General features: G+C 39.7%; 13 protein-coding genes. 8 read left to right on the forward strand and 5 right to left on the reverse strand.

All coding sequences use genetic code 11. The annotated features are described in order from the left end of the window. The 3 genes from Q1R07_RS11315 to Q1R07_RS11325 form a co-directional block, all read right to left on the reverse strand. Nucleotides 1–792, reverse strand: a 792-nt coding sequence (locus Q1R07_RS11315; protein ID WP_300490097.1) for an oligosaccharide flippase family protein, incomplete at its 3' end; no start/stop codon positions are given. A gap of 16 nt (nucleotides 793–808) precedes the next feature. Beyond that, nucleotides 809–1,909, reverse strand: a complete 1,101-nt coding sequence (locus Q1R07_RS11320; protein ID WP_300490100.1) for a DegT/DnrJ/EryC1/StrS family aminotransferase — start codon at nucleotides 1,907–1,909, stop codon at nucleotides 809–811. After that, a complete protein-coding gene (locus tag Q1R07_RS11325; protein ID WP_300490103.1) occupies nucleotides 1,906–2,853 on the reverse strand; it encodes a GNAT family N-acetyltransferase in 948 nt (315 codons plus the stop codon). Before Q1R07_RS11325 ends, Q1R07_RS11320 begins: the two co-directional genes overlap by 4 nt. A 139-nt stretch (nucleotides 2,854–2,992) precedes the next feature. Here Q1R07_RS11325 and Q1R07_RS11330 point away from each other — a divergent pair, with 139 nt between their 5' ends. Beyond that, nucleotides 2,993–4,777, forward strand: a complete 1,785-nt coding sequence (locus Q1R07_RS11330; protein ID WP_300490105.1) for a gliding motility-associated C-terminal domain-containing protein — start codon at nucleotides 2,993–2,995, stop codon at nucleotides 4,775–4,777. On the opposite strand, the gene Q1R07_RS11335 is transcribed toward Q1R07_RS11330, so the two are convergent. Together Q1R07_RS11335 and Q1R07_RS11340 are read right to left on the reverse strand one after the other, a co-directional pair. Further along, complete coding sequence (locus tag Q1R07_RS11335; RefSeq protein ID WP_300490106.1) at nucleotides 4,767–5,384, reverse strand: trimeric intracellular cation channel family protein; 618 nt, start codon at nucleotides 5,382–5,384, stop codon at nucleotides 4,767–4,769. The two genes, Q1R07_RS11330 and Q1R07_RS11335, sit on opposite strands and share 11 nt — an antisense overlap. Nucleotides 5,385–5,409: 25 nt before the next feature. Continuing rightward, nucleotides 5,410–6,153, reverse strand: coding sequence for an RDD family protein (locus Q1R07_RS11340; protein WP_300490108.1), 744 nt, complete (start codon nucleotides 6,151–6,153; stop codon nucleotides 5,410–5,412). Between the two features lie 28 nt (nucleotides 6,154–6,181). Between Q1R07_RS11340 and Q1R07_RS11345 the strand changes: the two genes are divergently transcribed. From Q1R07_RS11345 to Q1R07_RS11375, 7 genes are read left to right on the forward strand one after another with little or no spacing between them, the layout of a single operon-like run. Beyond that, nucleotides 6,182–7,162, forward strand: coding sequence for a stage II sporulation protein M (locus tag Q1R07_RS11345; RefSeq protein ID WP_300490111.1), 981 nt, complete (start codon nucleotides 6,182–6,184; stop codon nucleotides 7,160–7,162). Continuing rightward, on the forward strand, nucleotides 7,146–8,096 hold the full coding sequence (locus tag Q1R07_RS11350) for a hypothetical protein (protein WP_300490114.1): 951 nt from the start codon (nucleotides 7,146–7,148) through the stop codon (nucleotides 8,094–8,096). Before Q1R07_RS11345 ends, Q1R07_RS11350 begins: the two co-directional genes overlap by 17 nt. After that, complete coding sequence (locus Q1R07_RS11355) at nucleotides 8,089–8,847, forward strand: DUF4129 domain-containing protein (protein ID WP_300490117.1); 759 nt, start codon at nucleotides 8,089–8,091, stop codon at nucleotides 8,845–8,847. Before Q1R07_RS11350 ends, Q1R07_RS11355 begins: the two co-directional genes overlap by 8 nt. Next, entirely contained in the window at nucleotides 8,848–10,038 is a 1,191-nt protein-coding gene (locus Q1R07_RS11360) for a DUF4350 domain-containing protein (protein WP_300490120.1), read from the forward strand. Nucleotide 10,039: 1 nt separating this feature from the next. Beyond that, entirely contained in the window at nucleotides 10,040–11,053 is a 1,014-nt protein-coding gene (locus Q1R07_RS11365) for a MoxR family ATPase (RefSeq protein WP_300490123.1), read from the forward strand. A 32-nt stretch (nucleotides 11,054–11,085) separates the two neighbouring features. After that, nucleotides 11,086–12,417, forward strand: coding sequence for a DUF58 domain-containing protein (locus Q1R07_RS11370; RefSeq protein ID WP_300490125.1), 1,332 nt, complete (start codon nucleotides 11,086–11,088; stop codon nucleotides 12,415–12,417). Between the two features lie 23 nt (nucleotides 12,418–12,440). Then, complete coding sequence (locus tag Q1R07_RS11375) at nucleotides 12,441–13,655, forward strand: outer membrane beta-barrel protein (protein ID WP_300490128.1); 1,215 nt, start codon at nucleotides 12,441–12,443, stop codon at nucleotides 13,653–13,655. The last annotated feature ends 101 nt before the right edge of the window (nucleotides 13,656–13,756 follow it).

A 13,756-nucleotide genomic window follows, 5' to 3' on the forward strand; every position in this document is an offset into this window, starting at 1 on the left:
ATTAAACAGTCCTACTTCTTCCACATCACCCGAATGACTGATAAATATCTGGACAATATAGGACGCCGCTATAACCAATAAGCCCATAAAACTTAAGGCATAGCCCAATTTCAACATCTCTTTCCCTTCGCGTAAGGCTTCGCGGCTCTTTACCGCCTCCGAAGGAATTGCCAGTTTCTTACAATACAGCATTGAAAACACAAAGCTGATCACTGCCGACAATAGAATCGAAGGGACAATTGCGTCCAACTTCCAGTAATAATACAACGGAACACTGATCACAAGTCCTACGCCACTACCATATAAGTTGGCTTGCGCTAAATATTTATGCTTCCGAAGTCCCTGTAATACCGCAATATTACCGCTGGTTAATTGTTTAAAAAGCAAAACGATGGCCGTCCAGGCGAAAGCCCAGGTAAAATCGTAATTCCCAAAAGACAGATAACTCAACCAGGGCGATAACAATAACGTTACCACAAACCCAAGCGTTCCTGTGAGCCAAATCAACCGGGACAAAACACTAACTGTCCGGCTTATTTTAGGAGTATTGTTTTCAGTTCCTGCCTGAGAAATCTCTTTTACCGCACTGGTCTCCAGTCCGAGGTTGGTAAATCCGCTGATCAAATTAAGTGTTGCATTTAATAATCCTGCGATTCCCATTCCGGCCGGACCAATCAGAACGGCAATAATTTTTGACCGGATTACCGAAACCAATATATTGAATACCTGAACGCCTCCAAAAATAGAAGTCGCTTTTAAGATATGACGATATGCAGATTGGCTTTCGGACATAAACGGTTTTCCGCTCTTAATAGTTGTTTAACGCGAGGATGATCGCATCGACCTCTGCGGTTGTTAAAGTCGAATTTAACGGCAAACTCAGCACTTCCCGATGGATTTTTTCGGTTATCGGAAACGACAAACCGTGAAATTGCGGCAATGCTTTTTGCTGATGCGGCGGAACCGGATAATGAATTAACGTTCCGATTCCTTTTTCTTTTAAATATTCGGCCAGTGCTTCCCTATTTTCGGTACGGATCACAAACAGATGAAAAACATGGTTTTCTGAAAAATCATAATACGGCAATGCCAATTTCGGATTTTGAATTTCCGACAGATAGCGTTTTACAATGCTCCTTCTTTCCGTTGCTTCCACATCGGCGTCCGGTAATTTGATATTTAATATACCCGCCTGAAATTCGTCCAAACGGCTGTTATAGCCTATATGATCATTTACATATTTGATCTCCGATCCATAATTCCGTAGGGAATATAGCATTTTTGCCAATTCGGAATCGTTGGTTGTAATCGCTCCTGCATCGCCCAAAGCACCCAGATTTTTACCCGGATAAAAACTAAACCCCGCGGCATGTCCCCAATTACCGGCTTTTCGTCCGTTTAAAACCGCTCCGTGTGCCTGAGCCGCATCTTCGATAACCAGCAAATTGTATTTTTCTGCCAATTTGTGGATCGGCACCATGTCCGATAATTGTCCGTATAAATGCACCGCCAAAATAGCTTTGGTAGTTTCGGTTCGCAGTTTTTCGGCTTCCGTCGGATCAATATTGTAGGTTTCCAGCTCCGGTTCGACCAGAATCGGAACCAATTCGGCCTGTAAAATTGCCAGAATACTTGCAATATAGGTATTGGCCGGCACGAGTACGGCATCGCCTTTTTGCAATTTTCCCAGTTCAATATAGGCTTTAAAAATAAGTATCAAAGCATCAAGTCCGTTGCCAACACCGATACAGTGTTTTACGCCACAATAGTCCGCAAAACCGGTTTCAAATGTCCGAACTTCGTTTCCTAATATATACCAGCCACTGTCCAGAAAAGTACTAAACTTTTCCTGAAACCGGGTTTCATACGGTTTATTCAGTTTTTTTAAATCTAAAAAAGGTATTTTCATAACGGTAAACTGTAAAAATCCTGGGTATACATAGCGCATCCCAGCTCTTCCTTTTGTTTTAACAATCCGGGATTATAGGTTTTCCCTTCCTTCTGACTAACGGTTCCCATATCGAAAAAGTATTTCCCTTCTGCTTTAAATTTTAAAATCAGTGTGATAAAAAGGTAATCCAGTGCGCGCAGTTGTTCGCCTTCTGCCGTAGTGGCGCCGTATTGTGATTTCACCACATACGTATCGACAAACAGCGTAATTCCCGCTACAATTCGACCGTCCCGATATACCGAGTACTGTTGAATATTTTCCGGAAATTTGTGATGCAAAAGCGTAATTTCATCTAATGTATGCACCGGTTTAGCCTCATATTTTTCGGATAGTCGCGGTTCGAGAACCTCATTCCAGAAAGGGCCAAAATCCTGTTCCTGTACCACTTCAAGCAGTTCATTTTCCGGTTTTCGGTACCGTTTTAATTTGCTTTTTCCAATTTGTAACGGTCGCTGATAATCGATCGCCATACTTATATCGCTACGATAAAGCGCAGCACCATTTCGAATCAGGAAATTGTGCCATTCGCGATTCGAACCTGCCGTATAAAAAGAGGGTCTTGATTTGAACACCAAATGTTCCAGCGATGCCGCTTTAAGATAATCGCATAATGCGGTAAACAGACTTTCAAGATAAGCATGTCCGTGGTTTTCCTGAACGAGTAATCCGCCATAGGTTAGTCCGCCATGCGAATGCAATTCATTCCCTTTTCGATTAGCCGGTAATAAGGCCACTACCGTTTCCTTTTCGAAGATCATTAAAGAGCCATCTTCAAACCGATCTTTATGGTATTCCATAAAATCACGAAGGAAAAGAAATGTACCATTTTCGGACTGATTTACAAAATCATTCCATAAATTATAATCTTTTTCGCTATATTTTCTTATCTTAAAATTTTCCACGCAAGCTGCATAAACTTTGGAAATTTACTACTTTTTTGCCAATTTTTTGTTTTTGATTTCATTCATTTTGGCATCCATTAGTTTTTTGGCATTCAAATAATTACTAAATTTAGAACCGTCAATTTTAAAATTAATGCCCTTGAATCGAAAATTACGCGGTCTTATACTCTTGTTTTCTGTACTATTTTCACCCGTGATAATAGCACAGGACATTAGTCTTTACAATCAGTTTAACGGACGTTATGATTTTACTTTTATAGGAAACACGCTTAATCCGGAGGAAAATTCCTTTCAGGTGGTGCCCGCTATTTTCACCAGTTCATCGGCTACATTAAATCTCGCATCCGGTAATACCATCGAAAAAGCCTATTTGTATTGGGCAGGTTCCGGACCAGGTGATTTCGATATTAAACTCAACAATATCCCTATTCGACCCGACCGAACTTTTAGTTATCAGCGCAATGCAACCGGAATTCTCCTGGACTATTTCAGCGCTTTTAAGGACATTACCGACTTGGTACAACAAATAGGGAACGGTCAATACACCGTCTCCGATCTGGATGTTTCGCCTTATATCGCGCAACATTTTATCCGGAGAACCAATTTTGCAGGTTGGGCTATTATTATCGTTTACAAAAATGAGACTTTACCTTTAAATCAGCTAAATATATATGACGGAATGCAGGCTGTTCCGGACGTGGTTAATATTACCCTTTCGAGTCTGAATGTTATTGACAATCAAAATGCTAAAATTGGTTTTCTGGCCTGGGAAGGAGATAAAGACATCCTGGTTAACGAAACATTGCGCATTAATGGAAATATTCTAAGCAATCCGCCATTAAATCCGGCTAACAATGCTTTTAATGGTACCAATAGTATCACCGGAAGCTCAACCTTGTACAATATGGATCTGGACGTTTACGATATTCAGAATCATATTGACATTGGCGATACCTCAGCCACAATACAATTGACATCCGGTCAGGATTTTGTGATGATTAATGCTATTGTAACCAAACTAAACAGTCAGTTACCCGATGCTTCCGTCAGTATCGACAACATCGGTGTTCATTGTAATTCCAAAACCATTTCCGTCGATTTTACCGTTTATAACCTGGAAAGCACCCATCCATTACCGCAGGGCACTCGGATAAAAATATATGCCAACGAGACACTTGTCGGCACCTATCAGACATTGACAACGATTCCTATAGACGGACACGAAACCCGTTCGGTTACAGTCGTTTTACCGGAAGCAATTGTTTCTCCTTTTACCTTAAAAGTTGTAGTAGACCCGGATAATACAGTAGTTGAGATCAATGAAAACAACAATGAAGCTTCCACTACAGCCACCCTTAACATATCGCCACAAGTCAATCCGTTACCGGCTTTAAAAGTTTGCAACAAAGGCTACGGATCGGGTTACTACGATTTTTCGGGTTATGATGAGTTGGTTAAAACCGATCCTTCGCAAACCGTAAGTTTCCACGAAACAGCCGAAGATGCTAATCAGAATACGAACCCGATATATAATAGTCATCATTATCTGTCGGAGCAATCGCCAAAAGAAGTGTTTGTACGTGTTGGCGATGCGAACTGCTATAAGGTAACGTCGTTTATGCTACTGACCTATAATTGTCCACCTACGGTTTATAACGCTGTTTCGGCCAACGGAGACGGTCTTAATGACACCTTTTTTATTGAAGGATTGCGAACCATTTTCCTAAACTTCGAAATTTACATTTACAACCGATGGGGCAAACTGGTATGGCGAGGTGATCAGTATACAGAAGACTGGAACGGACTTATAAAGGACGGTGTGGGTCACGAACTCGCTCCGGAAGGCACTTATTTTTATATTTTAAAACTAAACGATCCGGATTATCCGAACGATCTGACCGGTTTTGTATACCTTACTCGTTAGGTGGATTCCGGTGTTCCAGTGTTGGTAAGTACCATTCGAACTTGACGGCCATCAAACGAATTACGATGATCACCACCGATGTTGTCAAATACAATACATCTTCCTGTACGTTCCATTTGCGCAGCAGAAAAAAGACAATTCCACCTATAATACAGATGGTCGCATAAATTTCTTTTCGGAAAATTACCGGTATATCGTTACATAAAATATCACGGATAACACCGCCAAAACAAGCTGTCATGGTACCTAATGCGATACAAATGATCGGATGCAGGTGAATAGCGATTCCCTTTTCAAGACCGATTAATGTAAAAACACCCAAACCTACCGTATCAAACAAAAACAAAGAGGTTCGCAGTTTATCGAGACTTTTGCGAAAAACCAAGGCCAGAAAATAACCGATCGTAATCATATAGACATAATCGAGATTTTGCATCCAGCCAACCGGTGTCCGGCCAATCAATACATCGCGCACGGTACCGCCACCAACAGCCGTTACAAAGGCAATAATAAACACGCCAAACGGATCCATTTTTTTATTCATCGCCGTCAAGGCACCCGACAATGCGAAGGCCATCGTCCCCAAAATATCCAATAAATGAAACATAGTATTGTTTTTAGTAATTCTAACGCTACATATTGCGTGTATAGTAGTTGTAATCTTTTAAAACGGTCCTGATAAAATCACTGTCATTCCCGGACTGATTTTTAATGCCCGTTACCGATTCAATTTTTTCCCGTAGCTGATAGATCAGTTTGAAATCGTCGACACGTAATGCCGATTCGAATGTTTCCTTGATAATCCGGACATCATTATCCGAAAGTTTAATCACCAATGGATAAATTGGCACATACCCTTCGTCTATTTCCTGAAGAATAGTATGATCGATATTAATGTTGCGTTTTAGACTAATCACTGCAGTTCCCGCGGCCATATCGCCCAACCGCTGACTTTTATTACTCGCCAGAATTGCTACCATTCCGATCACGCCGCTTCCGATACCAAATTCCACGATCCGGAATATCCAGCGAATCAGGTAATCGCCAAAACCGGCCTGATAACCGTCAATTTTAATCACCTTTATTTTCATTATCTTTTTCCCTACCGTTTGTCCTTCCATCAGGCTTTCCTGCAATAGCGAATACAACATTACCGGCAATCCAAACAACATCATAATCGCTCCCGACGTCCACGGATCAGCGCCTTCAAAGAATTTTTGGATGTTCAGCAAATAGAAAAACACGTAGATTACCACCACAACATAGGCAATTTTTACCAGCATATCCAAAAGTTCGGACACAATTCTTGTACCAACTGAGGCTGTTTTAAAACTTATATTAACATTTTGCGTTGTTACTATTGATAATTCTGACATATTTTATACTTTAGCTTTTTGCGAATGTATGAGAGAAGTTGCATTTATTAAACAAAATAAAGAAAAATGGCTTGAATTTGAGCAAGCAATTTTCGGTAAATCTAAGAAAAATCCTGATGATCTGGCGAGTTTGTATATCCATCTGATGAATGATTTGGCATATGCACAGACCTACTATCCCAAAAGTAAGACGGTAGTTTACCTTAATTATCTCGCTTCACAAACCTATCAGAAAGTTTATAAAACCAAAAGAGAAGAAACCAACAGGCTGGTTCATTTTTTTAAAACCGAAGTCCCGCTTTTGGTATACGAATACCGTCGTTACCTGCTTTATGCCTTTATTTTATTCTTTGCCTGTACCGGTATTGGCGTACTTTCGGCGCATAATGACGCTACTTTTGTGCGGCTTATTTTAGGCGACGGTTATGTGAACATGACACTCGAAAACATTAAGGAGGGCAATCCGGTCGCGATTTATAAAAGCGGAAGCAACTGGGGCAGTTTTATCGGCATCACAATTAACAACCTGATGGTTGGTATGCGTTGCTATATCTATGGAATCTTTGCCGGAATCGGTACTTTTTTTGTACTGATTCAGAATTCGATTATGCTCGGATCGTTCCAGTACTTTTTTTATCAGGAAAAGGTATTTTGGGAAAGTGTACGCGGGATCTGGATTCACGGTTCGATGGAAATTTTTGCCATTGTAATCGAATCGGCTGCCGGTTTTATCCTTGGTGCCAGCATATTGTTTCCAAAAACATTTTCGAGGCTTACTTCGTTTAAGACCGGACTAAAAAACAGTCTTAAAATATTTTTAAGCACGATGCCGTTTACCATTGCCGCTGGTTTTCTCGAAGGTTTTATCACCCGATATTCGATTGATATGCCGCGAGCGCTAAATGTTCTGATCATTCTCGGTACACTGGCACTTATTTCTTTTTACTATCTGATTTATCCTTATATTCTCCATAAAAAATTAACTCGAAAACATGTTTCAACTTTATAAAAAAAGAAATTTCAACGAATTAGTCGGCGATACTTTTAGTTTTTTTAAATTATACGGAAGACATTATTTCCGAAACTACCTGATTGTAAACGGTGGTTTTGTGCTGGTTTTACTGGTTCTGGTTTTTTTCCTTTTTAAAGTATTTTACGAAGGAACGCTTTCCGGTTTGAGTAATGGTGGGCCCGGGAATCAGTTCGACGGTTTTATTGCAGAAAACTTTTCGCTGTTTTTGGGATTCGGCGGATTGTCGGCTCTTTTGCTACTAATTATCAGCCTGATCAGCTATCTCTATCCGGTAGTCTATCTCGATTTGTTATCCCGAAAAAAAGATTTTGACACGGCAGAAATCACTCAGGTAGTCAAATCTAAAATTGGAAAAGTGCTTCTTTTTTTCATCCTTTCGATGTTTACTGCTATACCGTTAATCGCGCTGGCTTTTATGTTGTCGTTCGCTTTGGTTTTTATCCTGATCGGAATTCCGATGATACTTATCCTGATTCCGGCGGCAGGTTCCTGGTTATCGCTGAGTTTTTATAATTATATTTCAACCGACGACGATTATTTTGTTTCGCTAAGCAAAGCGTTCCAGATGATGAAAAGCAAATTCTGGCCTATAATCGGTTCTACTTTTGTTATGTACCTGATCGTACAGGCTATCGTAGGGACGATCTCAATGGTTCCGTATATTATCGGAGTAGCTTCGGTATTTACCACTCTTGAGGATCCGGGAACTATTAATCCGGAATCTTCCAGTCCGTTTTCGTTTTTTATTATTATGATGTTATTGACATTTGTGCTGTCGGTAATCTTAAATTTCTTTATGCAAAATCTGTTACTGATCAACAATGGAGTGATCTATTACAGCATCCGCGAAGAATTGGAAAACAATACTCCAAAAAGCGACATTGATTTGATTGGTACACAAAGTGAATAAGTTGCTCCTTTATATCATCCTGTTTTTATCCTCGTTTGCCACTTATTCACAAGTGGACGAACTAGAGGATCCGACTGTTATTGCCCGGCAAAACCGGCAGATACAAACATTGTCGGACACAACGGCTATTCAACCGTTACCCTTCCATTCTAATTTTAAGGAAAACTATTCCGGAACGGATTTTCAATACGAAACCGTAGCGCCCGACACCAGTGCCTGGAGTTCGTTTAAAGCCTGGTTGCAATATTGGCTGGGACGTATTTTTTCGTTTGGAGTAGACGGTGCCAATCCGACAGCACTTGAGATTGTTCTAAAAGTTATAGCCATATTGATCGTACTATTTGTCGTCTATATGATTGTTAAAACAATACTGAATAAGGAAGGCAACTGGATTTTCGGAAAATCATCACAAAAGAAAATCACGACTTCCGATACGATCGACGAAGACATACATTCCATTAATTTCGAAAAAGCGATACGGGATTCTAAAAACAATAACGATTACCGACTCGCGATTCGTTATTATTACCTGTGGTTGCTCAAACGTTTATCCGACAAATCGCTTATCGAATGGGATATTGAAAAAACCAATTCCGATTATCTGTATGAAATCGGCAATCCGAAATTACGACACGATTTTTCCTACCTTTCGTATATATACGACTATAGCTGGTATGGCGAATTCGAACTCAACGAAACGACTTTTAATCAATCGGAAAAGGCGTTTATAAACACTTTTAATTCCCTGTAAATGAATCGGACTTTAAAACTATATATCGCTTTTCTGGTTTTGATCATTGTTGGAATTATTGTTATTGATTCCGGCCGACCAAAGCCTATTAACTGGACGCCAAGTTATACGATTCAGGATAAAATACCGTTTGGACTTTATGTATTTAATAAGGAAATCCCTGGCCTTTTTCCGAACCAAAAAATAACTCGTTTCGGCACTACGGTTTATGAATTTCTGGATCCGAAATACCGTTATTCCGATTCGACCTACGCCGTTAAAGGAACGATACTGATGATTTCCGACGATAATACGCTCGACGATACATCGGCAGACGAGTTATTGTATTTCGTTGATCATGGTAATACGGCTTTTTTAAGTATGCAGTCGTTTCCGAAAAAATTAATGGATTCCCTAAAATTTGATTGCATCACAAATATGTCTTTACAGGACAATATGCGACAAAAACTAAGCGCGAATAACGTTAAGAATCAACACTATAATTTTGGAAAAGGTAGCGGAAATGTGAGTTTTCAGTCGATCGATTCGACTACAACCGATGTTTTGGGCTATCAGCAAACGGATAGCATTAAGCACGCCAATTTTATCCGGGTTCCTTATGGTACCGGTTATTTTCTGTTGCATACGCAGCCGGCTGCTTTTTCAAATTATGTATTGTTAAAAGATAAAAATGCCGAATATTGTAGTGCGATTTTATCGTATATCCCAAAAGGGGAACTGTTTTGGCAGTCGTTTAGTTATAACGATCAGAATATTTCCGGTTCGCCGATGCGCTATATCCTGAGTCAGCCGGCATTAAAATGGGCCTGGTATCTTTTCCTGATCGGCATGCTGGTATTTATGTTTTTTAATGCCAAACGCCGTCAACGGATCATTCCGATAAAAGAACCAGTACCGAATACGACCGTCGATTTTACCAAAACAATCGGAAATCTATACCTTCAGGAAGGTAGTCATCATCTGATAATTGAAAAAAAGATCATTTATTTTCTCGAAAAAATACGATCGGAATACCTGATCGATACGTTCCAACTGGACGAAACCTTTGTTAAAAGGCTACATCAGAAAACCGGAAAAGATCCCGTACTGATCGAAAATGTAGTACGCCTGATCCAAAAACACCGGAATGAGCTTGTGAGTACTCAGGCCGATGTCATTGAAATTAGTAAAGCAATAGAAAAATTAAAGTAATATGGATACTTTTGAAAATACCCCAATCGAAGCACAAACCGAAAATGTAAATTTTGAAACCCGACTGGATCTTTCGGCACTTTTAGAAAGTGTAACCCGAATCAAACAGGAACTGGCTACCGTAATTGTAGGTCAGGAGAAAATGATTGATCAGCTTTTAGCGGCGATCCTTTCCAACGGCCACGTATTATTGGAAGGTGTTCCCGGCGTTGCCAAAACCATTACCGCCAAACTTCTTTCAAAGACACTGGCCTTACAGTTTAACCGGATTCAGTTTACACCCGACCTGATGCCTTCGGATATTCTGGGAACCTCTGTTTTCGACTTATCCAAATCGGCTTTTGAATTTAAAAAAGGGCCTATTTTTTCCAATTTCATATTAATCGATGAGATCAACCGCGCCCCAGCCAAAACGCAGGCGGCACTTTTTGAGGTGATGGAAGAACGCCAAATTACCATAGACGGTAAAACCTATGTGTTGGACACACCTTTTCTGGTAATCGCGACTCAAAACCCGATCGAACAGGAAGGTACCTATCGTTTACCGGAAGCGCAACTCGATCGTTTCCTTTTTAAAATCAATATCAACTATCCGAATCTGGAAGAGGAAATCGCGATTATTCAACGTGAAAATGCCTTGCAAGACCGGAACAAACTGGAATCGGTACAGCAAATCATTGCGCAAAGCGATATCCTGAAATACCAAAGTCTGGTCAAACAAATCCGTATTGAACCGAATCTGATCGAATATATTGCTAAAATCGTACTGAATTCCCGTGAAAATGCATTCCTCTATCTGGGCGCTTCTCCAAGGGCTTCGATTGCCATTTTAAATGCTTCAAAAGCATTTGCCGCCTTACGCGGTCGTGATTTTGTAAGTCCGGAAGATATCAAGGAAGCGGCGATACCGGTATTACAACACCGCGTGGTCGTGAGTCCGGAACGCGAAATGGAAGGCATCACCAGTGCCGAAATTATCAAACAAATCGTCGATACGGTTGAGATTCCAAGATAGGTCGTTACTGTTCATTTTTTATCATTATAGCTTTGAATTTCTTTAAACGATTATACCTCAACAACTTCTTTTTCTATACGCTCCTCGGGATTATAGCAAGCTTTGTGCTGGCTTATTTTTTCGAAGAACTGTATCGTGTAAGCTGGTTGTTGTTCTGGTTGTTACTCGCTTTTACAGGCATTGATATTCTGTTGCTCTTCACCGCAAAGCAAGGGATAAAAGCCTCGCGTGTACTTCCGGAAAAATTGTCCAATGGCGATGAGAATCCCGTTACGATCAAACTGAAAAGTGCGTATTCTTTTGATATCTGGCTAAAGATTATCGATGAAATTCCGTTCCAGTTTCAGGTACGCAATTTTGATGTCAGACGTAAATTAAACCGACACGAGAAAGATGATTTCCAATATTTCCTCCGTCCAACCGAACGGGGCGAATATTCCTTTGGCAATCTGAATGTCTATGTTGCCTCACCATTACGTCTTGTTTCCAGACGATTCACTTTTGATCACAATCAAACCCTTCCCACCTATCCATCGTTTATTCAGTTGCGTAAATACGATCTGATGGCTTTTTCGAATAACCTGTTCCAATATGGGGTAAAAAAAATAAGACGGATCGGTCATACGATGGAATTTGAACAAATCAAAGAATATGTGCCGGGCGACGATATTCGTACGCTAAACTGGAAAGCCACAGCCAAAAGAAACCAGCTGATGGTCAACCAGTATCAGGACGAAAAATCGCAGAATATCTATATGATCATTGATAAAGGGCGTACGATGAAAATGCCTTTTAACGGATTAAGTTTGTTAGACTATTCGATTAATGCCTCGCTTGCGTTGTCGAATGTAATCCTGAAAAAACAGGACAAAGCCGGGATGATGACGTTTTCTAAAAAAATTGAAAACCGCGTAGTGGCCGAACGACGTCAATCGCAAATGCACCTCATCATGGAAGCCCTTTATAATATCCGAACGGATTTTTTCGAAAGTGACTTTAGTCGGTTGTATGTGGACATCAAAAAAAATATCAACCAGCGAAGTCTTATTCTTTTGTACACCAATTTTGAGACGCTCGACGGACTTTACCGCCAGCTTCCCTATTTAAAAGGCATTGCCAAAAACCATTTACTGGTTGTGATCTTTTTTAACAACACCGAACTCAACCAACTGATCGATAAAAAAATAACCACCGTACAGGATGTATACGACCAGACTATTGCCGAAAAATTTGCCTTCGAAAAACGCCTGATTGTAAATGAACTTAAAAAATACGGTATCTATTCCGTATTAACCCAACCCGAACACTTAACACTCGACACTATCAATAAATATTTAGAAATTAAATCAAGAGGAATACTTTAAAACAAACATCAAAACAAACATTAATGAAAAAAATTTTACTATTTGCCTTATTACTGATTACTACTCTTACCACGCAGGCACAAATCAAATTTGAAGAAGGATATATTATTAAAAACGGTAATGAACGTATAACTTGTTGGATTAAAAATCTTGACTGGCGTAACAATCCTAAAGAAATCGAATACAAACGAGACGAAAACGGTACAGTAGAAACGGCCAATTGGTCCAATATTAAAGCATTTGGTTTTACCAATCAAAAAGTTAAGTTTATCAGCGCCTGGATCAAACTGGATCGCTCCTCTGAAAAAATGGCTTCTTTAAGCCGATCTCCGGAACCTATTTTCAATGAAGAAGGACAATTCCTAAGAGTTTTGGTTGAAGGTGATGCATCACTTTACCTATTTGAAGACGAGAATTCGTATAAATTCTTCTATTCTTATAATGGTTCCGAAATCGAACCGCTTATTTTCAAATCGTATTTGGATGAAAATATTCAAATCAGAGCCAATGAAGACTATAAAAATCAGATCCTAACCAACTTAAAGTGCGAATCTATCACTCGTGAGATATTGCGTAAACTTCGCTACCGTGACAACGACCTGATTGATATTTTTGAAGCCTACAATACATGTAAAAATCCATCCGGAGCCGCTTCTACTTTTAAACAGGAGATTGTTCGAAAAAGCGCTTTACACCTTAGTGCGAGAATCGGTTTAAACACTACGTCAGCTTCTTTTGACAGTAATTCTAAAAACTTTGGCGAGCCGTATGTTGATTTTGGTAACAAAATGACATTCCGAATTGGCGCCGAATTAGAGTATATTTTACCGTTATACGGAAATAAATGGAGTCTGATTCTGGAACCAAGTTTCCAGTCTTACAAATCTGAAATCGTTCAGGATGGTTTCACGCATTCACTTGATTATAAATCACTTGACATTCCGGTAGGTGTTCGTTATTATATGCACTTAAACGACAAATCCGCTTTATTTATCAACGGTATCTTTAGCTATAATATTGATTTGGGATCCAAACTGGTCTACACCGTTTACACGCAACCTACTGAAGTTAATGTAGATCCTGTTTATAATTTTGGTATCGGTGCCGGTTTCCGTTTCTTAGAGCGTTTCAGTTTTGAATTGCGTTATGCAACGAATCGTAGTCTTGTTAACAATGAAACAAAATACGACAGTAAATACAATACCACTTCATTTATCTTAGGATATCGATTATTCTAAAAAATAAAAATAACAAGGATAGCTGTTATTCCTCCGGCTATCCTTGTTATATTTATAAATTTAAGTTTATTTTTACCCTAAAAAAATAACGCATTTTTCAC

The sequence above is a fragment of the Flavobacterium sp. genome (assembly GCF_030146175.1).
Classification (GTDB): domain Bacteria; phylum Bacteroidota; class Bacteroidia; order Flavobacteriales; family Flavobacteriaceae; genus Flavobacterium.